Below are 23,428 nucleotides of genomic sequence, written 5' to 3' on the forward strand. Positions count from 1 at the left end.
CGGTTGACAACGTGGACCGTCGAGCCTTCTTTCGGTTCACTCTGCCCGGCAATCCTTCCGATTTTCCCATCTTGATCGGGATCGCCCCAGGCGCTCCCCCCTGGAGTAACCAGATGCGCATTGTCTCGCGATACCGCTTCGGTGTCGTCTCCCTCTTTGCCGTGCTTTTTCTTCTGATTTCCCTGGCGACCAGGACCGTTCTTCTGCTGATGACCCCGGCGGACGCCGGGCTGACGCCCTTTCTGATCGCCAAGGCGTACGCCATGGGACTCGTTTACGACGCTGCCACCCTCGGCTATTTCCTGATTCCGGCGATCATCTACCTGTTACTGGCACCGCAGCGACTGGTACAGCACCCGCTGCACCGTTGGGTGGTTCGCGGCGCCTTCTTCCTGATTCTCTATGCTCTGCTGTTCGACGGCGTGGCGGAATATTTCTTTTTCGAAGAATTTGGCACCCGCTTTAATTTCATCGCCGTCGATTATCTCATCTACACCCACGAAGTATGGGGCAATATCCGGGAATCGTACCCGTTGCCAGCGCTTTTGGGCGGCATATTCGCCGTCGACCTGCTGACGGTCGTGCTGTTGCGCCGGCTCATCGACCGCGCAGCGGCGACCACCTTCGCGGGGCAGCGCCGCCGTCTCGCCTTGGCGCTCGCGGCAGCTCCCCTAGCCGCACTGCTTCTACTGAATATTTCAGCCACCGCCATCTCCGGCAATGCCTACGCCAATGAACTGGCAGGAAACGGCATCTACGGCCTGGTGGCCGCCTTCCGCAATAACGAACTGGATTTTCGGCAGTTTTACCTGAGCCGGGACGACCGGCAGGTAATGGCCCGGCTCCATGACCTGGTGCAGGAGCGGAACAACCGGTTCGCCGCCCCCAGCCAGGCGGGAGTGACCCGGTTCATCACCGGCGAGGGGAAGGAACAGCGGCTCAACGTCATCGTCGTGGTTGAGGAAAGCCTCAGTGCCAAGTTCCTCGGCACCTTCGGCAGCACCGAAGGGCTGACCCCTAACCTGGACCGGCTTGCCAAGGAATCGCTGCTCTTCACCCACCTCTACGCCACCGGTACCCGAACGGTGCGGGGACTGGAAGCGATCAACCTTTCCCTCCCCCCGCTGCCGGGAGTCTCGATGGTCAAACGCCCGGGCAACGAGGACTTCTTCTCCTGGGGCTCGGTAATGCGGAGCAAAGGCTACGACACCCGTTTCATCTACGCCGGCTTCGGCTATTTCGACAACATGAACTACTTCTTCGCCAACAATGGCTTCGATGTTGTCGATCGAACGAACTTTGCCAAGGACGAAATCACCTTTGCCAACGTCTGGGGGGTCTGCGACGAGGACCTGTACCACAAGGTCATCAAGGAGGCGGGAAAATCCTACGCGAAGGGCCGGCCGTTTTTCAGCATGGTGATGACGACCTCCAACCATCGGCCGTTCACCTATCCGGCAGGGCGGATCGACATCCCGCCCAAGAGCGGCCGGGAAGGCGGGGTCAAGTACGCCGATTACGCCATCGGCCGTTTCATCGCCGAGGTGCGCAAGGAGCCGTGGTTCAAGGACACCATCTTCGTTTTCGTTGCCGACCACTGCGATGGCAGCGCCGGTAAAACCGAACTGCCGGTCAAGAAATACGAGATTCCCCTGCTCGTGTACTCACCGGACCACATCAAACCGGGTCGGGTCGACCGGCTGGCAAGTCAGATCGATATCGCCCCGACCATTCTCGGCCTGCTCAACTTCAGCTATCGGACCGACTTCCTCGGCCGCGACCTGCTGAAAGCGGACGACCGGGTGGCCAGGGCCTTCATCTCCACCTATCAGAAGCTCGGTTACATCGAAGACGACCGGCTCGTCGTCCTCGGACCGCAGAAGCAGGCGGCCATGTACCGCTTCGACCGGGCCAGCGGCGAAGCCCGGCCGGCACCCATGGAAGAGCGCTATCTCATGGATATGCTTGCCTATTACCAGGGGGCGAATTATCTCTACAAGCACCGGCTGAACCGGCTCCGCTGACTGAACGGTTAGCCCAGCGGCCGGAATGCCGAGGCCTTGATAGCGGCAAAGACCTTGCTGCCGATGGCGATTTCCATTTCCCGCGCCGTGTCGCCGGCTATTTCGGCTACCAGCACCCCGCCGGCCGAGGTCAGTTCCAGGCCGACCTTGTTGCCGGAAGTGAACAGGGAGCTGACCGTGCATTCGAGGAGATTGCGGGCGCTGATCGCCTCGGGATGCTTCTTGAACAGGATCAGATCCTTGGAAGAGAGTTCGAACATCGACTCGCCCGCGCCGCCGGGAGCGGTGAGCAGCAGCCGGAGATCGCCCCAGCGGTAGGCGTACAGGCTGTTTTGCGGCACCGGCTCCCGGAGCCGCAGCAGATTGATATAACCGACCGGGCTGGTGCCGATCCGCCCCCGCGCCAGCTCCTCTGCCTCCGTCTCCTCTACCTGCCGCCCCCGCTCGAAGACGATCACCCGCTCGGCCATCAACCGCATCTCCACCAGCGAGTGGGAAATGAACAGGTAAGGGATGCCGAAGTTCTCGCAGACATTCTTGAGGTAAGGAATGATCTGGAAACGAAGGCTGTCGTCCAGGGCGGAAAGCGGCTCGTCCATCAGCAGCAGCCGGGGGTTCGAGAGAACCGCCCGCCCGATGGCGACCCGCTGTTTCTCGCCGCCGGAAAGATTGGTCACCCCCCGGTCGAGCAGATGGCCGATTTTCAACACCTCCACCAGCGCCGCGAAATCAACCCGCCGATATTCCGGGGCGCACCGTTTGAAGCCGTAAAGCAAGTTACTCCGGACGCTTAGATGGGGGAAAAGATGGGGGTGCTGGAACACCATGCCGATCCGCCGTCGTTCAGGGGGGATATTGAGTCGTTGCCGGCTGCTGAACAGCGGTTCGCCGTTGAAGACGATTTCGCCGCGATCGGGAGTGACCAGGCCGGTCAGCATACCGACCAGCGTCGACTTGCCACTGCCGGAGTCGCCGAAGATGCCGAACCGTTCGCCGGCGACGGCAAAATCCGCCTCTAGACTGAAGTCATCGTAGCGCTTGCTCACCTGCACCTGCAATTCCATCTAATCCCTCCTGCTCAGCCGCCGCCCGAGATACTCGTGGAAAAACAGCACCACGACGGAAAGCGATACCGACACCAGACAAAGCGCCAGGGCCATCCGCTCGCCGCCGGGCGAACTGGCATATTCGTAGATCGCCAGCGGGATGGTCTGGGTAACGCCGGGAATGTTGCCGGCGACGATGATCGTCGCCCCGAACTCGCCGAGGCTGCGGGCGAACATCAGCGATGAGCCGGCGATCAGCCCGCGAAACGACAGCGGAACGATAATGGTGAACAGGGTGTCGTACCAGCAGGCACCGAGGGTGCGGGAAGCCTGGATCAGCCGCTCGTCGATCGACTCCATGCCGATCCGGATCGATCTGACGAGCAGCGGGAAACCGACCACCGACGAGGCAATCACCGCCGCCTTCCAGGTAAAAATTATCCGAATCCCGAGCAGCTCCATCAGCGGGGCCACGGGCCCGTTCCGCCCGAGCAGGAGCAGCAGGATGTAGCCGACCACCACCGGCGGCAGGGTCAAGGGGAGGTTGATGAAAACCTCCACGAGCGCCTTCCCCCGAAAGGAGCAGTAGGAGATCAGGTAGGCGGCGGCGAACCCGAACGGAAGCGCGAAGAGCGTCGCCGCCACGGCGACCTTGACCGAGAGCCGGATTGCATCGATATCGGCTGGGGTAAACGACAGCATCGGCTATTTCAGGGCAAAACCGTATTTCGCCAACACCCCCTTTGCCCCCGCCGAACGAAGATATTCGAGGAAGGCCCGGGCATCGGCATTGCGCGCCCCGGCAGCGGTCAGCGCCAGCGGATAGGTCACCCGCTCATACAACGTCTGGGGAACGCTGAAGAGAATTCTCGCCTGTTTGCCCAGCAGTTGGGCATCGGTCCGGTAGACAAAGGCGCCATCGACCTCGCCCCGCTCGGCGTAGAGCATCGCTTCCCGCACATCCCTGGCCATTACCAGCTTGCTCTGGAGCTGCGCCGCGACGCCGGCCCGGCGCATCGCCTCCATGGCGTACTGACCGGCGGGAACGCTTTTCGGACTGCCGATGGCAATCCGTTCGAGCTTGACCAGATCTTCCATCCCGCTGGCCTTGCGCGCTCCGGTCCCGGCAAACACCAGGGTATTGTAGGCAAAGGTACCGATGCTCTGGTCGTCCAGCAGATGCCGCTTTTTCAGGTACTCCATCCACTCTTCGTTGGCCGAGATGAAAATATCCGCCGGTGCCCCGTTTTCAATCTGCTTCGCCAGGGCTCCCGAACCGCCGAAATTACGCAGGATCGTCACCCCCGGATGCTGCCGGGCAAAACTGTCCGCCAGTTCGACGACCACCTCGCGGAGGCTCGCCGCCACCGACAACTTGATTTCTCCGGCCAGTGCCACCGACGCCCCCAGCAGGGTAATCAGCATTGCCAGCGCCAGCTGCATCGTCTTCCGTCGTATCGTCATTCGCTCTTCCTCCGTTGATGTAATTGGTGTACCAGTGCCGAGAAAATCACTCGCCAACCGGCAGAATCCTGGCGCCGATATCGGCCGGCTTGCCGAAATAGACCGACGACAGGACGATGATATCAATCCCGGTGGCCGCATAGGCCGCCACATTGTCCTCGTTAATGCCGCCGGCGGCCGAAATCTTCACCGTCGGCGCCACCCGGCGCAGCTCCCGGACCAGCGGCGCCAGCGCCGCCGGTTCGAGCTTGTCCAACTGGACGACATCGGCCCCGCCCCGGGCCGCCGCCAAGGCATCGGCGGCATCTTCCGCCTCGACGAGCAGCGTCGTTTCCGGCGCCCGGCGCCGCAGATCGTCGATCGCCGGCAGGAAACCGGCCAAGCCGCCAAGGAATCCCGTATGCTGCCGAAAGACCAGCACCGTCTCCGACAGACCGAGCCGGTGCGGCAGGGCGCCGCCGGCCAGGATCGCCTTGATCGCCACCTTTTTCGTCCCGGGGAACGACTTGCGGGTCGTGACCACGGCAACCGCCGGATTGGCCGCCCGGGCGGCAGCGATGATCCGTGCCGTCCGGCTGGCAATCCCCGAGGCATACTCCACCAGGTTGAGCGCCACCTTCCACCCGCCGTGCAGCGCCCGGGCGTTTCCCTCGGCCACCAGGAACTCCTCTCCCGCCGCCCTCCGGCTACCGCTCGGTTCGACCCGCAGGACGGTGGCGCCACATTTTTCCAGTACCCGCCCCGCCTCCTCGGTGCAGCACAGAACCGTTTCATGGCGGCAGGAAAATACGATCCTTCCCGGCCGGTCACCGATTCCGAGGAGATGGGTGGTCAGATCGCCATAGGGAAGATCTTCATCGATGAAACGTTCTATCTCGCTGTCGGAAAGCAGATACGGCATGAGTGAGATCCTTTCGCGGCTCCGTTATAGTCAGTTAACCATAACGACAATCAAAAAAAGGGGGGAAGATGCTTGCCGTGCTGACCGATCTTCCCCCCCTCCCCGGCTAACTGACGCCGAGAATGACGCTCGATGCCTTAAATAAGGCGCAGGCATGCCCCCCTTCTTTCAGGCCGAGCGACCGGGCGCTTTCATGGGTGATGACGGCGCTGATCGTGTTGCCGGCGCCGATTTCCACATCGATTTCGGCGTTGACTGGTCCTTCGATGATCTTGGTGATCGTCCCGCACATGATGTTGCGGGCACTGACCTTGGCATCATGGAGGTCGGTGCCGATAATCACCGCACTGGCCTTGATGATGGCATAGGCTTCCTTGCCGACCGCCAACCCCAGGCTGTCGACGCTGTTATTAGTAACGGTGGCAACCACCGGGGTCCCCCCTTTAAGGCCCAAGGTGACCTCGGCGTTGACCGCCCCTTTGATAATGCCGGTAATGGTCCCGAGAAAAACATTTCGCGCACTGACTTTCATTGAGATCCTCCTTAGGAACAGGTAAAGACTGTCGGCATCGCCAAGCCTTTCCGTGAGATTGTCCAGAAACTTCCGGTGCTCCTCCTGGATGATCCTGAACTTGTTGATAACCTCTTTTCCATCGGCAGTCAGCCGGGTGCCGCCGCCCCCCTTCCCTCCGGTGGTCCGTTCCACCAGTGGCCGGTCGGCCAAGTTGTTCATCAGGTTGACGACGTCCCAGGCGGTCTTGTAACTGATTCCCACCGCCTTGGCCGCCTTGGTGATGGACCCGAACTGATCGATCTTGTCGAGCAGGGTGATCCGGTCGGCGCCGAGAAATTTCCGGTCCGCCTTGTGGAACCACAAGTTCCCGGCCAGCTCAACCGCCCGCTTTTCGCACTCCATTGTTCTGCACTCCTTCGTGCGGATTTATTAGTTTAGTATCCATATACGGCAAAATCCACCGTTGTAAAGGATTATTCCGTCGATGGAGCCAGTTGCACCTTCCGTACCGGCCAAAGCATCTTTCGTTCCAATGAGTACTGCATCGGCTGCCGATCCGCGCCAATGCTCCCGTTGACGAAATCGACCACACCGCCGTTCTCCCCGCAGCTGCTTAAAGGGGAGGCAACCGGGCCGGCGACAGCTGCCTGCTAAAACGTCACCTGGGCCTGGAGACGATAGATCATATCGTCGGTACTTGTCTTGGTGCCGTTCTGTTTGTGGCTGTTGGTCACGTCCCCCTGCAGCTTCAGGTTGTGCTTGTTGATGTACCATGACAGAGCCCCCTGGGTATCGCTCTGCAGGTCGTTGCTCTTATCCCGGTTCGGATCGACATAAGAGTAACGGAGAGCCACTTCCACCGTCCCGGGGATCAGACAGTAGCCGGCCTGGGCGTAAAACCCGTGGGCCCGCAGGGTGGCATTGCTGTCCTGGCCGTCGGCCTGGCCGACCAGGTATTCAGCCTGGGCCGATGCGCCGAGCCACTTGATGGCGGCATCGAGGCCGAAGGTGTTGACATCGATCTTTTCCGAGGCAGTGAAGGTGCTGAGCCCTTTGCCCAACCAGCCGCTGCTGCCGGCAAAAGTGAGGTTATTCGTTTCCAGGGCGGTAGATGACGTCGCCGGGGTGTAGGTCGCTTTCAGGGTATCGCGGAAATAGTTGGCCCCCACGGAAAGCTTCGGCTTGGCGCTACGGTCGAGGTCTCCTTCCGAATAGGCCATCTTGCCGAAGGGGTTCACCGTTACCCGGGCCGCGATGGCATTGTCGTTGGATGTCCGGACAACGCTCTGACCCGCGCCGCCGTACAGGCCGAATTCGTACGTCGCAAATCCCCTGGCGATATCGCCATGCAGCTTGACCCCCGCGTCGTAGCCAGGGCGGAAGGCGTCGGAGGCGGTGGAACGGTCGACGAATTGCTGTGCGCCGGAGGAGTTCAGCCACTGCCTGCCGAACGGGATCTTGGTCTGCCCCGCCAAGAGTTGCACCTCATCCAGCAGCCGGTAATTGAGATAGGCATGTTCGAGCAATTTCGAAGAACTGCCGTTGACGAAATCCACCTGCAGCAGATAGGTAAGGTCTTTGCTGTAAGCGTAGCCGTTCAGCCACATTTTCATCCGCCGGACCTCCCATTTGCTCGAATCACCCGTGGTGCCGTTATTGTCCAGGTCGGTGAAGGTATAGCGCACCTGGAGGCGCCCACCCAGGCTAAGCTGAAACTTTTCATCCGGCGCCGTAAAGGTGAAGCCTTTGCCTGGCTTATAATAAATCGGTTTGCTCTTGGTAACTTCCTTGTAGTCCGCCTCGGTGATCACCCCCTTCTCCTTGAGGACATCTTCAAGCGTCTTGGCTTCCGCCACCCCGCCACCGAGAGTGGTAATCAGCGAAAGCGCCACCCCTGCCCGTACTGCTCTTTTCATGTTTCCCCTCCATTTCTGAACTGGTTTGGCCCCCCCCGTTGCCACCGGCTGGGTGACCGCGAAAGCAGTGTGCCTGCCCTCGGCTTTATATACTCAATTACATAACGCATGCCACACTGTCCTCCCAGGCTACAGTATCGATATCATCATGAAATTATTTGGTTTGTAATTCCCACACCGGCCAGCGTTATATCCATAAAACTACAACGGTTGCCATTTTGCCGGGCAGGTGCTGCAAAATCAGGCACTACCAGACCGGGGAAAACGAAAGAATAAAAAAAATATACATATTGTAAACACAATTCACGGTGCTATCATGGGATACCGTTAAAGAAGTTTAATTTCCACTGGCACGGGGGAGGGTCCAATGAAAGTTCTCGATTTCGCGCTGCAGATGGAAGAACTAGGGAAGAACTACTACGAACGACTGGCCGCCGAAACCTCGCTCAACGGGATCAGGGCGGTCTTCAGCATGCTCGCCGAAGAGCAGCAGGAACTGTATGACACCTTTCAGGCCATGAAGCGGGGAGCTTCCGCCCATTGCAACGCCGACTCCCTGGCGCTCGATCGGGCCTGGCGCAATTTCGGCAAGATCTTCGCCGCCGGGAGCGGCACGATCGACCTGCTCAAAAACGACCTCGATGCCTACCGCCACGCCATCCAGGTCGAAGCGGATATCGTCAGGTTCTTCGAAGAGTTGGCCAGCAGTGAAAACAATGCGGAAGCCCGGGCACTGATCAATGAAATCGCCGCCATGGAACGCAAAGCGTACCGGCGGGTCGAGAATATTCACGATTTCGTTGCTGCCCCCAAATGGCAGCTGAGCTGGGGCGAATTCAGCAATTTGAACGAGTTCTAGGCGCGGCTCCGGCCGGCGCCATCTACTTCGTTGTAAAGGAGGCAGTTATGAAAGTGGTTGGAATTGGCTTCATCGTCATGCTGATCGCCCTCCTGGTCCTCCTGAGTCTGGCCGCCCACGCCGCCGCAGCGGGGATGCCCGATCCGGACGATTATGGGCTCCTGGCCGGTGCCTTCCTCAGCTTTGCCTCGGCAATCGTGGCGCTGAAGCTGATCCCCGGCATCATCCGCTTCGCCTCCATCATCAAAGAGGAGGCTGAGTCCCCTGCCGTGGAAACCCCGCCAGTAACCGGCAAGAGCCCTGCCTAGCTCCTCCGGGAGCACCCCTCCTCGCCAGGAGGGGTGCTCTCACCCGCCATCCCCCCTGTCATCCCACCTCCGCATGACTGCCCGTTGCCGCACTGCCGGCAGTGGCAATCGCGGCGATCTTGTGCTAGACTTCGACGGCCCTGAAACAACGCCCCGGCATTTTCATGCATGTCGATCCGCTGGGCCGGCAACTCTGCAACTGCAGTTGCCCCATCGAACAATCCAACTTCGCCTGCGCCGACACGATGATCGGTGTCACCGTTTCCGTCGGCGGCACCCTCGCCCGACGAGACGACACGGTGGACAGCCTGGTCCACCGGACCGGCCGGCTAATGTATCTGAGTAAAGGGAGTGGTCGAAACGAGGTCACACTTGAGGCGGATATCGATCAAGCGCCATCATTTCCCGCTCCAGGCGTTGTCTAGCCGTTGCCGATGAGGATACATGCGGGGATAACCGTTATCCGACAGGAAACAGGAATGGAAGTACCATATCGCGACAAAGGAGAGGAGTACTGATGATTACTCACATCGTTTTTTTCAAACTTGCCGAACCGACGGCGGACAACATCGGCCGGACCAAGGAGCTGCTGGAGAGTATGGCCGGCAAGATCCCGCAACTGCAGTATCTTGAGGTAGGTGCCGACATCATCCGTTCGGAACGCTCATACGATCTGGCATTGACAACCAAGTTCGCCTCGATGGACGATCTGCAGGCCTACCAGGTGCATCCCTATCATGCCGGGACGATCATTCCCCACATGAAGGCGGTATCCTCGTCGGTCGTCGCCGTCGACTACCAATCGGCCTAAGATCTCACTCCGCCGGCATCACGGCGGGGAAATCCCGTCCCCTATTCCAGCAGCCGGCGCGCGGCCTCTTCGGCCCGCGCCAGCACCTCCTCACTCACGGCAGTGGCGCCGTCGCGCCCGACACCACAAGCCCGGACAAGGTGGCATTCGGCAAAGCCGGACCATCGCAAAAACGATTCGTAACGGGGAAAGATATCGGCATACTGCCGCTCGTCGGGAAAACCCTGGGTCTGGATAAAGACCAGCGTTTTCCCGGGCGGGAGACGGCTGGGGGTGCTGCTGGTGAGAAAGTCGGGAACCAGGTAGGAAAAGGTCCGATCGATGAAGCCCTTCAGCTGGGCAGTTACGTCACCGTAATAGACGGGTGAGGCCAGCACCGTCATGTCCGCCTCCTTGACGGCTTCCAGCACCGCCGTCAGGTCATCGCGTAACGTACAGCGCTCAACCCGCCCCTTGCAGGCGTAACAGCCCTGGCACCCTCGATAGGCCAGGGCATTGAGATGGAAAGTTCTCGTAACAGCGCCGAGCGAGGCGGCCGTATCGAGAAAACGGCGGGCGATCGTAGCGCTGGTGCCGTTCGGCCGGGGGCTCCCCAGAAGACAGACGATATTCTTCGTATCGGCCGGCGCCATCAGATCCAGCAACCGCCGCCTTCGTACTTGTCCTGCTCTTCTTTCGTCGAGCAGCTAGCCTTGAACTTGGCTTCCCGAACAGCCGACTTGATTTTGCTGACCGCATCATCGGTCACATCGCCGAGTTTTTCCCGAACCTCCCGGCCGGTCTTGGGGGTCAGGAGCATCGCGGCACCGGCGGCCAGGGCGGCGCCGGCAAAAAAGGCGATGATCGCTGCGGTATCCGAACTTCTGCTGTCTGACATGCGGAGTGCTCCTTTTATCGTAAGCATGAATTAATAGCTTCTTCTATTCTTAGCACAGAATGACCCGCAAGAAAACCTCTTGTTGCAGCCGGCCGGCCGAACTAACCGCCGGCAAAACCGCACCCCGCCCAACATCAGGGGATCACTTGAATTCGGGCGGCAGGGAGACGAGCCGCCAGCGCTCCCGCCCCTCCTCATCATCGTAACGCCACTTTTGGACATCCTCGACGGTTTTCACCTGGGTTGACGGCAGAATATAGTAGTCGATCTCTACCCGGACCGTTGCCGTCCCTTTCTCCAGATCAAGGTCGGTACTCTTGACCCGGTAGTCGGCAACCGACACCCCCTCCGCCGCCCGCGCCCGTTGCAGGCACTCCTCGCGGATATCCTCCGCAGCGAAATTGATGCACGCCTGCTCCTGCTCCTGCCAGCGCCACTGCCGGTTATACTCCTGGCTAAACTTGCCGAACTGTTCCGCCATGCCGTAGGTGGTACGGCATCCGGCCAGGGCAACCACTACCACGAGCAGAGCTACAGTCTCATAAATACGCATGGATTTCCCTTTCCCGACCGGTAGCGGCGCCCCGATCCGGGGGCGCCCGGTCAGCGCTGCTTGATGTACCGCACCAGTTCGACGGCGATTTCGTACTTGCCGAAGGGGGGAATCAGATAAAAACCGCCGACCCGCTCGCGGGCCGCCGCAATAAACTCCCGGGCGATGGCCAGCCCTTCCCTGATCCCCGACTCCTTATCCTTGCCCCGCATCCGTTGGCGGATTTCTTCAGGGATGACGATCCCCGGCACCTCGTTGTGAAGGAATTCGCAGTTCCGCTCACTGACCAGCGGCAGGATTCCGGGGAGAATCGGCACCCCCAGCGAAGCGGTCCGCGCCAGCATCTCGTCGAGCCGGGCGATATCGTAGAGCGGCTGGGTCTGGACGAACCGGGCGCCGTTGGCCACTTTTTTCTCCAGACGCGCCACCTGGACTTCGAGGCGCTGGCCGTTGGGATTGAAGGCGCACCCGATGGAGAAGCCCGCCCCACGGCCAAGCGGATTGCCGAGGGCGTTCACCCCGGCATTCAGGTCGGCGAGGAGCTTGATCAGGGTGAAGGAGTTGAGGTCGTAGACCGAGGTCGCTCCCGCCTGTTCACCGATCCTGGCCGGGTCACCGGTCACCGCCAGGATGTGCCGGATGCCGAGCAGGCTCGCCCCCATCAGGTCGGACTGGAGGCCGAGCAGGTTCCGGTCCCGGCAGGTGATGTGGACGATCACCTCGATCCCCGCCTCCTCCTGGATCAGCCGGCCGAGGGCAATGTTCCCCATCCTGATCCGGGCCAGCGGATTCTCCGCCAGATTGATCGCATCGGCCCCCGCCGCCTTGAGTGCCCGGCTGCCGGCCACCACCTTGTCGCAGTCGAAGCCCCGCGGCGGATCGAGCTCGACCGTCACCACCGGCTCCTCGCCCCAGCGGGCGAGGAAACCGACCCGGTCGCCCGTCGCCGGCCGCGGCGCTTCCGCCGGAAACTCCGGCACCGTGACTTGGCGGCTGACCGGTCGGGCTCCCGCCAGGCGGGCCGCCAGCTGCCGGACATGCTCCGGGGTCGTGCCGCAGCAGCCGCCGACCAGCGACGCACCAGCCGCCACCATTTCCAGGGCACGGTCGGCAAAGTAATCGGGGGTGGTCCGGTACACGTAGCGGCCGTTATGATATTCGGGAAAGCCGCTGTTCGGATAGGCAGCCAACGGCAACGGGACGACCCGCGCCATCCGGTCGATGGTGCCAAGAATCTCCAACGGTCCCGCTCCGCAGTTGGCGCCGACCACATCGGCACCCGCCGCCGCCAGCTCCAGGGCGACCCGCTCGACGGAAAAGCCGCCGGCGATCCGGCCGTTTTCCAGGAAGGCCATGTTCGCCACCACCGGCAAGCTCGTCTGGCGCGCCGCGGCCACGGCCCGCTTGAGCTGGTCGAGGTCGGTAAAGGTCTCCAGGAGGAGCAGGTCGACCCCCCCTTCGGCTAGCGCCCCGATCTGGCGCCGAAAGATCTCCTCGGCCTCCGCCGCGGTCAGCTCCCGCTCGTCGCCCCGCAGCCGCACCAGGGGGCCGACCGAGCCAGCCACGAAGGCATCGCTCCCCGCCGCCTCCCGTGCCAGCTGCGCCCCGCGAAGGTTGATCTCGCGCTCTCGCTTCTCCAGACCGATCGCCGCCAGCTTGGTATAGTTGGCACCGAAGGTGTTGGTTTCGATCACCCGGGAACCGGCGGCCAGGTATTCCCGGTGCAGTTCCGTGACCAGCGCCGGCCGGACCAGGTTCAGGTGCTCGACATTGGCTTCCAGGCTGACCCCTTTGGCAAAAAACATGGTGCCGATGGCGCCGTCGCCGACCAGGACTTCGTTGTGCAGTCTATCGAGGAAATTCAAGCGCAGTGCTCCTGGAAAGAAGGGTTCACAGTTTGCCGAGGACCTTGAGCAGATGGGGGACCAGCTGCTTTTTGCGCGACATGACCCCTTTCAGTTCGTAGAGGTGGGGTTCCAGCTGGGGATAGCCCATGACGTGGGCCAGCTCCTTTTTCCCCTCGGCCAGGAAAAGGGTGGTTTCGGTATGGATATCGGTAACCATCAGCCCCGCCAACTGGAGCCGGTCTTCGGCCAACACCTTCTTCAGCGCCTCGCGAAGCGTCTCCTTGAGTTCATGAAACTCGTCGAAGCCGACCACCTCCACCTGGCCGACGCCGAACAGGGTATCACCGGCGGTAAAGTGCTTGAAATCGGCCCGGATCGCCTGCTGCGGCGTCCCGTGAGCGGCGAAGCCGCTGCAGGAGGAGAACATCTCCTTGCCGAAGGAGAGGTGATCGAGACCGGCGCACTCTTCCAGCCAGCCGACCATCTCCCGGTCCCGGCCGGTAGTGGTCGGCGATTTGAGGATCACCGTATCGGAAAGAATTCCGGCTAGGAGCAGCGCCGCGATCTTCGCCGCCGGCGTCAGCCCCCGTTCGCGGAACAGCGAGGCGACCACCGTGCAGGTGCTCCCCACCGGCGCCACCATGAAAATGATCGGCTGGTTGGTCGGCGGATTGCCGAGCTTGTGGTGATCGATCACCTCGGCGATCTCCACCGATTCGGCGCCGGGCACCGCCTGGCCCAGTTCGTTGTGATCGACCAGGATCAGGGCATAGGGGAGCGGCGCCAACAGCGAGGACTTGGTGGCGATCCCGGCGATCGTCCCGTCCTCCTCCACCGCTACGACCGCCGGCTCGCCGGAATGGAGAAGCTTGAGCCGCAGATGGTCGAGCGGTTCGCCGACGCCGATCTTCTCGAAGCGCGGTTCGACGAAGCAGGCAAGGGGGGTGGCGAGCCGGGCCAGCCAGGCGGCGGTCGAGGTGTCGTGGGGGGTGGAAATGATCGTCACCCCCTGTTCCCGGGCCCGGGCGACGATTGCGTCGGCCACCGGCAGCCCCCCGGTGACCACCAAAAGCCGCACCCCCCGCTCGACGGCCGCCTCCTGGATCCCCTGCCGGTCGCCGGTCATAATCAGCAGGGTTGCCGCATCGTAGCCGGCGATCCGCGAACTGAAGGATTCCTCCCGCATCGCGCCGATGAAGAGATGGAGATGCTCCAGTTCATCCCCCGCCGGGCTGCCGACCAGGACGGTACCGTCAAGACAGGAGACCAGCGAGCGGAGCGAGGCATCGATGCCGCGCTTGCGGTCGGTACCGGCCACCAGGTACTTCTCGGAGAGTTTGAGCAGGGAGACGACACCAAGGGGAACATTGTCGCCGTCAACCACCGGCAGGACCCGGATGGTATAGCGATGGAACAGCTCCAGCGCCTCCTTGAGCGGGATTGCCGCCGCTGCGGTCACCGGTCGCCGGTTCAGCACGTCCCGTACCTTCGGATGCACATCGGCCAGGTAGAGCGGCGGCGCAATGTCAAGCCGGTCGAGCACATAGCGGGTCTGCGGGTTCGGCTCACCGGCCATCGCCGCTTCGACGTCAGGCTGGCCGAGCACTTTTTTCAGCTCGGCATAGCCGATAGCCGCCGCGATCGAATCGGTATCGGGGTTGCGATGACCGATCACGTAGATTTTCTTTGCCATTCCAACTCCTAGCGGTTTTGCTGGAAATTACGGGAAGTCCGTGTTATAGAGGGACTTTCATCCCCTGCCTGAGAAGGACGGAAATCATGCAAGAAGCGATAACGTGGTTGGTAATGACCATCGGTGCCATGGGATACCCGGGAATCTTTCTCCTCATGGCCATGGAGAGCTCGGTGATCCCGATTCCGAGCGAACTGGTCATGCCGCCGGCCGGCTACCTTGCCCAGCAGGGCGACATGAACGCCGTTCTGGCCGTCCTCTGCGGCACCGCCGGCAGCCTGGTCGGCGCCTACGCCAACTATTTCGCCGCCCACTATCTCGGCCGGCCGCTCATTCTCAAATACGGCAAATACGTCTGGATAACCGAGGAAAAATTCGCCACGGTCGAGACATTTTTTCACAAACATGGCGAGATTTCAACCTTCATCGCCCGGCTGCTGCCGGTGATCCGCCACCTGATTTCGCTCCCCGCGGGCCTGGCCGGCATGCATCACTGGAAATTCTCCCTCTACACGGTCCTCGGCGCCGGCCTCTGGTGCACCATCCTGACCATGATCGGCTACGTGATCGGCCGCAACCAGCAGCTGATCCTGCAGTATTCCCACCATGCCCTGATCGGGGTCGTCATCTTCAGCGCCATCCTGATCGCCGTCTACGTCCGCCATCACCGGCGCAAGAGCGCCCGCGATTAGGCCGGCATCGCCAGACTCTTTTCCACCACTTCATAGACATCCCGCGGCAGGCCGGGCAGCGCGCGCAGCCGTTCCAGCTCGGCCCGCATCAACGCCTGGCGAGCCGGATCGAAACGCCGCCAGCGGGTCAGCGGCGCCGCCATCCGGGCCGAGACCTGGGGATTGAGCGGAATCAGCCGGCAGAGCTGGTCGCCGAGCAACCGGTAACCGCTGCCGTCGGCGGCATGGAAGCGGACCGGGTTTGCCATCGCGAAGGCCCCGACCAGCGCCCGGAAACGGTTCGGGTTGGTCAGCTCGAAGGCGGGATGTTCGAGCAGCGCCCGTACTTCGGCAATGGTACCGGGGAGCGAGGACGTCGCCTGGAGGGTGAACCACTTGTCCACCACCTGCCGGTCGTCGCGCCAGCGTTCGTAAAAGACGGCCAGCGCCTCGTCGCGCTCCGGGCAGTCGCAGGAGGCAAGCGGCGACAGCGCCCCCATCACGTCGGTCATATTGTCCGCCTCCCGGAACTGGGTCATGCAGAGGTCGATGACCGACGGCTCACCCAGGGTCATCAGGTAGGCAAGGCAGAGGTTGGCAAGCCGCCGCTGGCCGGCCCGGCCATCGGCAACGCCGTAGGGAAGCCGGCTCAGGCATTCGGCACGCACTGCCAGGAATTCGTTCTGCAGGGAAAGCGCCAAGGTCCGGCGGACAAACTGGCGCGCGACATGGAGCGCCTCGGGATCGACCACCGCCTGCTGCTCCGCCAGGTAGGCCTCCGACGGCAGGGTAAGGAGTTCGGCCAGAAAGGCGCAATCGGCGCAGCCGCCGGTCAACAGCGACTCGAAGGCGGCGATAAAGCCCGTGTCGAGGTGCAGTTCCCGCCCGGCCCGCTGGTCGGCCGCCAGCCCGAGCAGGATGCCGCCGGCCAGCTGTTGGCCCGCCTCCCAGCGACAGAAGGGGTCGGACTCGTGGGTCAGCAGCCGGACAAATTCGTCGTGCTCGTAGGGGTAGGAGAGCTTCACCGGCGCCGAGAAGCCCCGCAGCAGGGCCGGCACCGGCTTGGCGGCCAGCCCGCTGAAGGTGAAGCGTTCTTCGGCCTGCCGCAGGGTCAGCAGCCGGGTCTTCGGACCGGCAACGGCTTCGCCGGCCAGGGTGCAGGGGAGCTCGCTGCCGTCCTGACCGAGCAGCCCCATGGCCAGTGGGATGAGCAACGGCTCCTTCTCCGGCTGTCCCGGCGTCGGCGGACACGATTGCCGAATGGTCAGGGTGAACGTGCCGCTTGCCGCATCGAAGTTCCCCGCCGCGGCCAAGAGCGGCGTGCCGGCCTGGCTGTACCAGCGGCGGAACTGCGTCAGGTCGACCTTCCCGGCATCGGCCATCGCCTGCACGAACTCCTCGATGGTCACCGCCTGACCGTCATGGCGGGCGAAATAGAGGTCCATCCCCCGCCGGAATGCCGCGGCACCGAGCAGGGTATGGAGCATCCGGATCACTTCCGCCCCTTTCTGGTAGACGGTGGTAGTATAGAAGTTGTTGATTTCCAGGTAGGAGTCGGGTCGGACCGGATGGGCCATCGGGCCGGCATCCTCGGCGAACTGGCTGGTCCGGAGATAGCGCACGTCGGTGATCCGTTTCACCCCCCGGGACGTCATGTCGGCCGAGAATTCCTGATCGCGGTAGATGGTCAGCCCTTCCTTGAGGGAAAGCTGGAACCAGTCGCGGCAGGTGATCCGGTTACCGGTCCAGTTGTGGAAATACTCGTGGCCGATCACCTCTTCGATCGCCTGAAAATCTTCGTCGGTGGCGGTTTCCGGGCTTGCCAGGACGTAGCGGGAATTGAAGACGTTGAGGCCTTTGTTCTCCATCGCCCCCATATTGAAATCGTCCACCGCCACGATCATGTAGATATCGAGATCATACTCCCGGCCGAAAGTCTCTTCGTCCCAGCGCATCGCCCGCTGCAGTGAGCGGAGCGCATGGTCGCACTTGTGACGGTTCTTTTCCTGGACATAGATTCGGAGCGCCACCTCCCGGCCGGAAGCGATGGTGAAACGATCCTCGACACACGCCAGGTCGCCGGCCACCAGGGCAAAAAGATAGCACGGCTTGCGGAACGGGTCGTGCCAGCGGGCAAAGTGCCGGCCGTCAGGCAACTCGCCGGCGTCGACCCGGTTGCCGTTGGCGAGCAGTACCGGATAGTGGTGACGGTCGGCGACGATGGTGGTGGTATAGACCGCCAGCACGTCGGGGCGATCAGGAAAGTAGGTAATCGAACGGAAACCCTGGGCCTCGCACTGGGTACAGAACATCCCCGCCGAGCGGTAGAGCCCCTCCAGGGCGGTGTTGTCCTGGGGCCGAAGTTCGGTCACGACTTCGAGAGTGAAGGCCGGCGGCACCGTGGCAATGACGAGTCGTTCCGGCTCGACGACATAGCGGTCGGCCGGCAGCAACTCCCCGTCGAGGCGAAGTGCGCGCAGCACGAAGCGGTGGCCGTCGAGGACCAGCGGTGACTGTTCGCCGGCGGCCCGCATCGCCAGCCGGGAGGTAACCAGCGTGGTCTCCTCGCCCAGCTCGAAGCGGAGCTCGACGCTGTCGACGAGGTAAGGGGGGGACGTATAGTCCTGGCGGTGGATAGTGGGATGAGCGGCTTCGGTCATGGCGGCCTCGCGAAGGGTTGATGGGAGCGCGGCGCGGCGCTCGGGGAAAAGTGTACCAGCAAACCGGCTCCCGGCCAAGAACAACGAAAAAACCCCGGCGCGAGCGCGCCGGGGCAGGTTGAGTCATCGGCACTGATTACCAGCGGCCGGAAGGTTTACTTCGGCACCTTCTCCCAATCCTTCAGGAAGCGCTCGATGCCGGCGTCGGTCAGCGGGTGCTTGCAGAGCTGGAGCATAACCGAGTAGGGGATGGTGGCGATATCGGCGCCGATCAAGGCGGCGTTCAGGACGTGAACAGGGTTGCGGACGCTGGCAACGATGATCTCCGCCTGGTAGCCGTAGTTGTCGAAGATGGTCTTGATCTCGTCGACGATCCCCATGCCGTCCTGGGAGATGTCGTCGAGGCGGCCGACGAAGGGGGAGACGTAGGTGGCGCCGGCCTTGGCGGCGAGCAGCGCCTGCATCGGGGTGAAGATCAGGGTGACGTTGGTCTTGATCCCTTCCTTGGTCAGGGTGGCGCAGGCCTTGAGCCCTTCCGGAGTCATCGGCAGCTTAATGACGATGTTCTTGTGGATCTTGGCCAGCACTTCCGCTTCGCGGATCATCCCTTCGTGATCGAGGGAAACCACTTCGGCGGAGATGGGACCGTCGACGATCCCGGTGATCTCCTTGATGACGTCTTCGAATTTCCGGCCGGATTTGGCGATCAACGAGGGGTTGGTGGTCACCCCGTCGACCAGTCCCAGGTCGTGGGCTTCGCGGATTTCGTTAACGTCCGCCGTGTCGATGAAAAATTTCATGTTCATTTCCTCCATTGATATGTGCTTGTCAGCCGTTGACGTACATTGTCCCCCTCCGGGAATTCCGGATGAGGAACTACTTCTGTTCGAGGCCGGCGCGATATTTCTCCAGGCAGGCCATCGAACAGAAATAAACCCGCTCGCCGTCGACCCGGCCGATGACGGCATCGTCCTCGCTCACGTAGACGCCACAGACGGGGTCCTGGAAGGTTTCTTCCTTGGTCGGCCCGGTCGGGGCCGCCGGCTCTTTCTCCTGGCGGCCGATTCCCTTGAAGATCTTGATGCCGACATAGATGAGGACCAGCCAGATCAACAGTCGCACGGGCAACTCCTAGATTTTCGTCACCTGCTCGCCCGGCGGCAGCGCGCGGAGCAGTTCGTCAACCCGCTTGCCGAGCAGCGGATGAACCAGCTCGCCGGCGATGGCAGCCAGCGGTTCGAGAACGAAACGCCGCTGATGCAGCCGAGGATGGGGAATGACCAGGTCGGGCTCGTCCACTACCAGATCACCATAGAACAGTATGTCCAGATCCATAGCGCGGGGGCCGCCGGCAACCTCCCGCGTTCGCCGGAAGACGCCGGTTTCGATCCGCTGCAGCGCTTCGAGCAGCTGCCGGGGCGCCAATTCCGTCTCCAGGCGCAGGACCGCGTTGAGGAAGTTGTCCTGCCGGACCGTGCTGACCGGTTCGGTGTCGTAGAAGGGCGAGAGAGCGGTAATCCTGGTGCCGGGCAGCTTGCCGATCTCCGCAATCCCCCGGAGGAGATTCAGCTCCCGGTCTCCCAGGTTGCTGCCAAGGGCGATAAAAACCTTTGATTCCACGAGGCAATTACACCATATTTCGGTAATTTTTGCAAACCGGGCGCCAGCCGCCGGTCAATGAAGCTCTTCGCCGGTGGTGGTCATCACCAGCTTGCCGTGTTTCACCCCTTTGACGCCGATCAGTTCGTCGGCGATCTTCTTCACGTCCCGCGCCTTCCCCCGCACCACCAGCACCTCCAGGCAGTTATGGGCATCGAGATGGACATGAAGGGCCGAGATGACCTTGTCGTGATGGGCGTGCTGTTGTTCGGTCAGCTTGTCGGAGAGGTCGCGGACGTGGTGATCGTAGACGAGCGTGACGGTGCCGACCGTCTCCTCCTCGCCGCCTTCCCACTTGAGCTCCACCAGGGCGCCCCGGATCAGGTCCCGGATCGCCTCCGAGCGATTCATGTACCCTTTCTGCTCGATGAGCTGGTCGAAATTGTCGAGCAGTTTATCGTCGATCGAGATGCCGAACCTGACGGTCTCCCCCATGCTCCCTCTCCCCCTGGCGGCAACGGATATCGCAAAACGGCTGCGATAATAAATTACTTTCTCCGAGAGTTAAACAAAAAAGTGCCTTTTCCCGGCGACGCAGCGACGAACGCCCCCCCCTCAGGCACCGGCAAGGTAGCGGAGGTGACGGAGAGCGAACGCCGCGGCAAAGAAGGTGAAATTGACTAGGATGATCGTCGCCCCGGTCGGCAGGTTGCCGAGGAAAGAAATGACGATCCCGGCAACGACGGAGAGGACCCCGAGCAGGACCGCCAGGACCATGGCTACCCGGAAGCCGCGCGCGAACTGCAGCGAGGTGACTGCCGGCAGGATGAGCAGGGCCGAGATGAGCATGATCCCGACCACCTTCATGGCCAGGACAACGGTCAGCGCGGTGAGCAGCACCAGCACCGTGTTGATCCGGTCGGCCCGGATCCCCGACGTGCGCGCCAGCTCCTCGTCGAAGGTGATTGCCAGCAGATCGTGATAGAAGAGGATCACCGTCGCCACGACGACAACGAAGAGGATCACCGTCTGAGACAGCTCGAAACGGCTGATCGAGAGGATATTGCCGAACAGGTAGCTGAACAGGTCGATATTGAAACCGCCGGCCAGGCTCGCCAGCATGATGCCGACGGCAATCCCGACCGACGAGACGATGCCGATCGCCGCATCGCCGTAAATCCGCGCCCGCTCCGCCAGCTTGAGGATGCCGAAGGCCGCCAGGAGAACGGCTGGGATGGCACCGAGGGTGGCGTAGGCCGACCGGAAACCGAGGAAGAGCGCCAGCGCCACGCTACCGAAGGTGACGTGGGCCAGACCATCGCCGATCAGCGACAGCCGGCGCAGCACCAGGAAGACGCCGAGGATCGCGCAGAGCGCGGCAACCAGCGAACCGGCGATTAGTGCCCGCACCAGAAAACCATACTGGAAAATCTCGGAAAAGGTCATAACGAATCCCGGTGACGGAGGGAGACTCCCGCCGGTCGTGCCGCCGCTCAGTGACGATGGCAGATCAGGTGTTGCGAATGGATGCCGAAGAAGTCCGACATTTCCGCCGAACCGCAGAAATCGTCGAACCCGCCGTAAAAGACGACCCGCTTGTCGAGGTAAAGGAGCCGCGAGGCGTACTGACCGATGGTGCCGCTATCGTGGGTCACCAGGATGACCGTCGTCCGCCGCTCCCGGTTCAGCTGCCGGAGAATGTGGTAAAAGCTCTCGCGGGTCTCCGGATCGAGGGCGGTGGTCGGCTCGTCGAGCACCAGCAGCTCGGGTTCGCTGACCAGCGCCCGCGCCAGGAGCGTCCGCTGCCGCAACCCGCCGGAAAGGTCGCCGATCAGCCGGTCCCGGATCGGGCCGATCCCCATCAGCTCCAGCGCCCGGTCGATGGCCCCCCGGTCGTCGCGGCTCACCCGCCGGGGAAAGCGTTTTCCCGCCAACAGGCCAAGGCCGACCACCTCGGCGACCGTCGCCGGAAAGTGGGGATTGAAGTACTGGAGCCCCTGGGGAAGATAGCCGATCCGGTGCCACTGGTCGAAGGCGGCAAGGGGAGAGCCGAACAGTTCGATGGCCCCGCGGTCGGGCCGGGCCAAGCCGAGCAGGCAGCGGATCAGCGTGCTCTTGCCGGAGCCGTTCGGACCGACGATCCCGACGTAATCCCCTTCGGCCACGGCAAAGGAGACCTCGCGGAGCGCCTCGGCGCCATGGTACTGCAACGACACGTCCCGGACGTCAACCACGGTCAACGACACTGGAGTCCCTCCCGCAGGCTGGCGAGATTCCGCTCCATCAACGACAGGAACGTCACCCCGCGGGCCAGGTCGTCCCGGCTGACCGTATGGGCGGCATTCAGCCTGAGCACCTTCGCCCCGGTCTCCCGGGCAATGGTTTCGGCCGTCCGGGGATCGATCATCTCTTCGGTATAGATGTAGTGCAGCCCGTCCCGGCGGATAAGGGTTATCAGTTCTGCCAGTTTGGCCGGGGTCGGCTCTGCATCGGCGCTGACCGCATAGGCCGCTTCATAATGAAGCCCGTAGCGATGGGCGAGATAACCGAAGGCGAAATGGCCGCCGGCAATGAACGTCCGTTTGGCACAGTTGGCGAGGCCACGCCGGTACTGTTGGTCGAGTTCGGCCAGCTTGCCCTTGTAGGCTGCCGCATTGGCCAGATAATAGCCGCGATTGGCGGGGTCTTTCGTCGCCAGCGCCGTGGCGATGTTGTCGACCATCACCTGGGCATTGGCAAAATCGAGCCAGACATGGGGGTCCATGCTCGCCTCGTCGTAGCGATGGGAATCGCCCCCCCCCTCCCCGGCCGGCACCGGCAGCAGCTGCGTCCCCCGGCTGGCATCGACGACGATCAGCCGGCTCCGGTCCGCCCCTCTGACCAGGTCGTCGGCCCACGGTTCCAGGGCCCGGTTGGTGTAGACGAAGACGTCCGCCTTGTTGATCCGGACGATGTCGTCGGGACGGGGCTCGAAGCCATGCGGCTCCACCCCCGGCGGCAGCAGCATCGTCACCTCGGCCTTCCCGCCAGCAACCGCCCGGGCAAAATCGTAAAGCGGGAAGATCGTCGTGACGACCGAAATCCCGTGCGCCCCCCCCGACCGGGGTCCTTCCCGACGACAGCCGGCCAGGACGGCCAACAGTGCCGCCAGCGCCACCACAGCAATCAACCAACGTCGCATAGCGAATCCTCCCTGTTCTGCGAACACTCCCGACAATAGCCGTTGGCCTGGAAGACGTGGGAAACGATCCGCCCCGCGACCGCCTTTTCCAGTTCGGCAAGGGCGCAAAAGGCCACATCCTCGACCCGCCGGCAGGAAAGGCAGACGAAATGATGGTGATGCTCCCGGTTGCCGCAGTAATAGTAGTACAGCTGCCGGTTCGGGTGGATGATCTTGCTGATCGCCCCTCCGGTCGCCAACTCTTCCAGGTTCCGGTAGACGGTCGGCAGCCCAACCCGGTCGAAGCGGAGCTTCAGCTGGTGCCAGACCTCTTCGGGGCTGGCATACCCCCCCTCGCCGGCGAGGATTTCGAGGATTGCCCGGCGTTTCGGCGTGATCTTCAGCTTCAGGCCGCGGAGTATGGCATCGAACTGCTGGGACATTGTCACATCCAGTCAAACAGAAATCATTTCCATTTAAAATACCCCGATTGGCCGGGAAGTCAAGCGACAAGAGGCCAGCGCG

26 protein-coding genes are annotated in these 23,428 nt (G+C 62.3%); 6 read left to right on the plus strand and 20 right to left on the minus strand.

Annotated elements, in window-relative coordinates; genetic code table 11:
• The first annotated feature begins 113 nt into the window (after positions 1–113).
• On the plus strand, positions 114–2,024 hold the full coding sequence (locus tag QMN23_RS16730; protein WP_282000467.1) for an LTA synthase family protein: 1,911 nt from the start codon (positions 114–116) through the stop codon (positions 2,022–2,024).
• An 8-nt stretch (positions 2,025–2,032) separates the two neighbouring features.
• On the opposite strand, the gene modC is transcribed toward QMN23_RS16730, so the two are convergent.
• From modC to QMN23_RS16760, 6 genes are all read right to left on the minus strand, one after another.
• Positions 2,033–3,088, minus strand: a complete 1,056-nt coding sequence (gene modC, locus QMN23_RS16735; RefSeq protein ID WP_282000468.1) for a molybdenum ABC transporter ATP-binding protein — start codon at positions 3,086–3,088, stop codon at positions 2,033–2,035.
• Positions 3,089–3,772, minus strand: a complete 684-nt coding sequence (gene modB, locus QMN23_RS16740; RefSeq protein WP_282000469.1) for a molybdate ABC transporter permease subunit — start codon at positions 3,770–3,772, stop codon at positions 3,089–3,091.
• A gap of 3 nt (positions 3,773–3,775) precedes the next feature.
• Complete coding sequence (gene modA, locus QMN23_RS16745; RefSeq protein ID WP_282000470.1) at positions 3,776–4,534, minus strand: molybdate ABC transporter substrate-binding protein; 759 nt, start codon at positions 4,532–4,534, stop codon at positions 3,776–3,778.
• A 46-nt stretch (positions 4,535–4,580) separates the two neighbouring features.
• Positions 4,581–5,435, minus strand: a complete 855-nt coding sequence (gene modD / locus QMN23_RS16750) for a ModD protein (protein ID WP_282000471.1) — start codon at positions 5,433–5,435, stop codon at positions 4,581–4,583.
• A gap of 106 nt (positions 5,436–5,541) precedes the next feature.
• Positions 5,542–6,351, minus strand: coding sequence for a TOBE domain-containing protein (locus tag QMN23_RS16755; protein ID WP_282000472.1), 810 nt, complete (start codon positions 6,349–6,351; stop codon positions 5,542–5,544).
• Between the two features lie 248 nt (positions 6,352–6,599).
• A complete protein-coding gene (locus QMN23_RS16760; protein WP_282000473.1) occupies positions 6,600–7,865 on the minus strand; it encodes an OprO/OprP family phosphate-selective porin in 1,266 nt (421 codons plus the stop codon).
• A gap of 367 nt (positions 7,866–8,232) precedes the next feature.
• Between QMN23_RS16760 and QMN23_RS16765 the strand changes: the two genes are divergently transcribed.
• From QMN23_RS16765 to QMN23_RS16780, 4 genes are all read left to right on the plus strand, one after another.
• A complete protein-coding gene (locus QMN23_RS16765) occupies positions 8,233–8,724 on the plus strand; it encodes a ferritin-like domain-containing protein (RefSeq protein ID WP_282000474.1) in 492 nt (163 codons plus the stop codon).
• A 47-nt stretch (positions 8,725–8,771) separates the two neighbouring features.
• A complete protein-coding gene (locus QMN23_RS16770) occupies positions 8,772–9,032 on the plus strand; it encodes a hypothetical protein (protein WP_282000475.1) in 261 nt (86 codons plus the stop codon).
• 164 nt (positions 9,033–9,196) lie between these two features.
• Complete coding sequence (locus tag QMN23_RS16775) at positions 9,197–9,457, plus strand: hypothetical protein (RefSeq protein WP_282000476.1); 261 nt, start codon at positions 9,197–9,199, stop codon at positions 9,455–9,457.
• Positions 9,458–9,549: 92 nt separating this feature from the next.
• The gene (locus tag QMN23_RS16780; protein WP_282000477.1) at positions 9,550–9,843 is read left to right on the plus strand and encodes a Dabb family protein; all 294 of its coding nucleotides are present in this window, start codon (positions 9,550–9,552) and stop codon (positions 9,841–9,843) included.
• A 41-nt stretch (positions 9,844–9,884) separates the two neighbouring features.
• Here the strand turns inward: QMN23_RS16780 and QMN23_RS16785 are convergent, their stop codons facing one another.
• The 5 genes from QMN23_RS16785 to QMN23_RS16805 form a co-directional block, all read right to left on the minus strand.
• The gene (locus tag QMN23_RS16785; protein WP_282000478.1) at positions 9,885–10,487 is read right to left on the minus strand and encodes a flavodoxin family protein; all 603 of its coding nucleotides are present in this window, start codon (positions 10,485–10,487) and stop codon (positions 9,885–9,887) included.
• A complete protein-coding gene (locus QMN23_RS16790) occupies positions 10,475–10,720 on the minus strand; it encodes a YtxH domain-containing protein (RefSeq protein WP_282000479.1) in 246 nt (81 codons plus the stop codon). The genes QMN23_RS16785 and QMN23_RS16790 overlap by 13 nt, the downstream gene beginning before the upstream one ends.
• A gap of 142 nt (positions 10,721–10,862) precedes the next feature.
• The gene (locus QMN23_RS16795; RefSeq protein ID WP_282000480.1) at positions 10,863–11,273 is read right to left on the minus strand and encodes a hypothetical protein; all 411 of its coding nucleotides are present in this window, start codon (positions 11,271–11,273) and stop codon (positions 10,863–10,865) included.
• 50 nt (positions 11,274–11,323) lie between these two features.
• Positions 11,324–13,138: a bifunctional homocysteine S-methyltransferase/methylenetetrahydrofolate reductase gene (locus QMN23_RS16800; protein WP_282000481.1), complete on the minus strand. Its 1,815-nt coding sequence runs from the start codon at positions 13,136–13,138 to the stop codon at positions 11,324–11,326.
• Positions 13,139–13,163: 25 nt separating this feature from the next.
• Positions 13,164–14,813 (minus strand): putative manganese-dependent inorganic diphosphatase, encoded by a 1,650-nt coding sequence (locus tag QMN23_RS16805; RefSeq protein ID WP_282000482.1) that lies wholly within the window; start codon positions 14,811–14,813, stop codon positions 13,164–13,166.
• A gap of 86 nt (positions 14,814–14,899) precedes the next feature.
• Between QMN23_RS16805 and QMN23_RS16810 the strand changes: the two genes are divergently transcribed.
• Positions 14,900–15,505, plus strand: a complete 606-nt coding sequence (locus QMN23_RS16810) for a DedA family protein (protein WP_282000483.1) — start codon at positions 14,900–14,902, stop codon at positions 15,503–15,505.
• Here the strand turns inward: QMN23_RS16810 and pepN are convergent.
• The 9 genes from pepN to QMN23_RS16855 all read right to left on the minus strand — a co-directional run bounded on the left by pepN (position 15,502) and on the right by QMN23_RS16855 (position 23,346).
• Positions 15,502–18,144 (minus strand): aminopeptidase N, encoded by a 2,643-nt coding sequence (pepN, locus tag QMN23_RS16815; RefSeq protein ID WP_282000484.1) that lies wholly within the window; start codon positions 18,142–18,144, stop codon positions 15,502–15,504. The genes QMN23_RS16810 and pepN overlap by 4 nt on opposite strands.
• A gap of 155 nt (positions 18,145–18,299) precedes the next feature.
• A complete protein-coding gene (gene fsa / locus QMN23_RS16820) occupies positions 18,300–18,944 on the minus strand; it encodes a fructose-6-phosphate aldolase (protein WP_282000485.1) in 645 nt (214 codons plus the stop codon).
• A 76-nt stretch (positions 18,945–19,020) separates the two neighbouring features.
• Positions 19,021–19,266, minus strand: coding sequence for a transcriptional regulator (locus QMN23_RS16825; RefSeq protein WP_282000486.1), 246 nt, complete (start codon positions 19,264–19,266; stop codon positions 19,021–19,023).
• Positions 19,267–19,275: 9 nt separating this feature from the next.
• A complete protein-coding gene (gene folK / locus QMN23_RS16830; RefSeq protein WP_282000487.1) occupies positions 19,276–19,764 on the minus strand; it encodes a 2-amino-4-hydroxy-6-hydroxymethyldihydropteridine diphosphokinase in 489 nt (162 codons plus the stop codon).
• A gap of 54 nt (positions 19,765–19,818) precedes the next feature.
• Positions 19,819–20,238: a nickel-responsive transcriptional regulator NikR gene (nikR, locus tag QMN23_RS16835; RefSeq protein ID WP_282000488.1), complete on the minus strand. Its 420-nt coding sequence runs from the start codon at positions 20,236–20,238 to the stop codon at positions 19,819–19,821.
• A 120-nt stretch (positions 20,239–20,358) separates the two neighbouring features.
• Complete coding sequence (locus tag QMN23_RS16840; RefSeq protein WP_282000489.1) at positions 20,359–21,189, minus strand: metal ABC transporter permease; 831 nt, start codon at positions 21,187–21,189, stop codon at positions 20,359–20,361.
• A gap of 47 nt (positions 21,190–21,236) precedes the next feature.
• Complete coding sequence (locus QMN23_RS16845; RefSeq protein WP_282000490.1) at positions 21,237–21,989, minus strand: metal ABC transporter ATP-binding protein; 753 nt, start codon at positions 21,987–21,989, stop codon at positions 21,237–21,239.
• Positions 21,980–22,924, minus strand: coding sequence for a metal ABC transporter substrate-binding protein (locus QMN23_RS16850; RefSeq protein ID WP_282000491.1), 945 nt, complete (start codon positions 22,922–22,924; stop codon positions 21,980–21,982). The genes QMN23_RS16845 and QMN23_RS16850 overlap by 10 nt, the downstream gene beginning before the upstream one ends.
• The gene (locus QMN23_RS16855; RefSeq protein WP_282000492.1) at positions 22,909–23,346 is read right to left on the minus strand and encodes a Fur family transcriptional regulator; all 438 of its coding nucleotides are present in this window, start codon (positions 23,344–23,346) and stop codon (positions 22,909–22,911) included. The genes QMN23_RS16850 and QMN23_RS16855 overlap by 16 nt, the downstream gene beginning before the upstream one ends.
• Between the last annotated feature and the right edge of the window lie 82 nt (positions 23,347–23,428).

Origin of the sequence: Geotalea uraniireducens (assembly GCF_027943965.1) — a bacterium.
Lineage (GTDB): Bacteria > Desulfobacterota > Desulfuromonadia > Geobacterales > Geobacteraceae > Geobacter > Geobacter uraniireducens.

Coding starts and splice junctions, on each gene's coding strand:
- QMN23_RS16730 (WP_282000467.1), top strand. CDS start 114: ATGCGCATTGTCTCGCGATACCGCTTCGGTGTCGTCTCCCTCTTTGCC.
- modC (WP_282000468.1), bottom strand. CDS start 3,088: ATGGAATTGCAGGTGCAGGTGAGCAAGCGCTACGATGACTTCAGTCTA.
- modB (WP_282000469.1), bottom strand. CDS start 3,772: ATGCTGTCGTTTACCCCAGCCGATATCGATGCAATCCGGCTCTCGGTC.
- modA (WP_282000470.1), bottom strand. CDS start 4,534: ATGACGATACGACGGAAGACGATGCAGCTGGCGCTGGCAATGCTGATT.
- modD (WP_282000471.1), bottom strand. CDS start 5,435: ATGCCGTATCTGCTTTCCGACAGCGAGATAGAACGTTTCATCGATGAA.
- QMN23_RS16755 (WP_282000472.1), bottom strand. CDS start 6,351: ATGGAGTGCGAAAAGCGGGCGGTTGAGCTGGCCGGGAACTTGTGGTTC.
- QMN23_RS16760 (WP_282000473.1), bottom strand. CDS start 7,865: ATGAAAAGAGCAGTACGGGCAGGGGTGGCGCTTTCGCTGATTACCACT.
- QMN23_RS16765 (WP_282000474.1), top strand. CDS start 8,233: ATGAAAGTTCTCGATTTCGCGCTGCAGATGGAAGAACTAGGGAAGAAC.
- QMN23_RS16770 (WP_282000475.1), top strand. CDS start 8,772: ATGAAAGTGGTTGGAATTGGCTTCATCGTCATGCTGATCGCCCTCCTG.
- QMN23_RS16775 (WP_282000476.1), top strand. CDS start 9,197: ATGCATGTCGATCCGCTGGGCCGGCAACTCTGCAACTGCAGTTGCCCC.
- QMN23_RS16780 (WP_282000477.1), top strand. CDS start 9,550: ATGATTACTCACATCGTTTTTTTCAAACTTGCCGAACCGACGGCGGAC.
- QMN23_RS16790 (WP_282000479.1), bottom strand. CDS start 10,720: ATGTCAGACAGCAGAAGTTCGGATACCGCAGCGATCATCGCCTTTTTT.
- QMN23_RS16795 (WP_282000480.1), bottom strand. CDS start 11,273: ATGCGTATTTATGAGACTGTAGCTCTGCTCGTGGTAGTGGTTGCCCTG.
- QMN23_RS16805 (WP_282000482.1), bottom strand. CDS start 14,813: ATGGCAAAGAAAATCTACGTGATCGGTCATCGCAACCCCGATACCGAT.
- QMN23_RS16810 (WP_282000483.1), top strand. CDS start 14,900: ATGCAAGAAGCGATAACGTGGTTGGTAATGACCATCGGTGCCATGGGA.
- pepN (WP_282000484.1), bottom strand. CDS start 18,144: ATGACCGAAGCCGCTCATCCCACTATCCACCGCCAGGACTATACGTCC.
- fsa (WP_282000485.1), bottom strand. CDS start 18,944: ATGAAATTTTTCATCGACACGGCGGACGTTAACGAAATCCGCGAAGCC.
- nikR (WP_282000488.1), bottom strand. CDS start 20,238: ATGGGGGAGACCGTCAGGTTCGGCATCTCGATCGACGATAAACTGCTC.
- QMN23_RS16840 (WP_282000489.1), bottom strand. CDS start 21,189: ATGACCTTTTCCGAGATTTTCCAGTATGGTTTTCTGGTGCGGGCACTA.
- QMN23_RS16850 (WP_282000491.1), bottom strand. CDS start 22,924: ATGCGACGTTGGTTGATTGCTGTGGTGGCGCTGGCGGCACTGTTGGCC.
- QMN23_RS16855 (WP_282000492.1), bottom strand. CDS start 23,346: ATGTCCCAGCAGTTCGATGCCATACTCCGCGGCCTGAAGCTGAAGATC.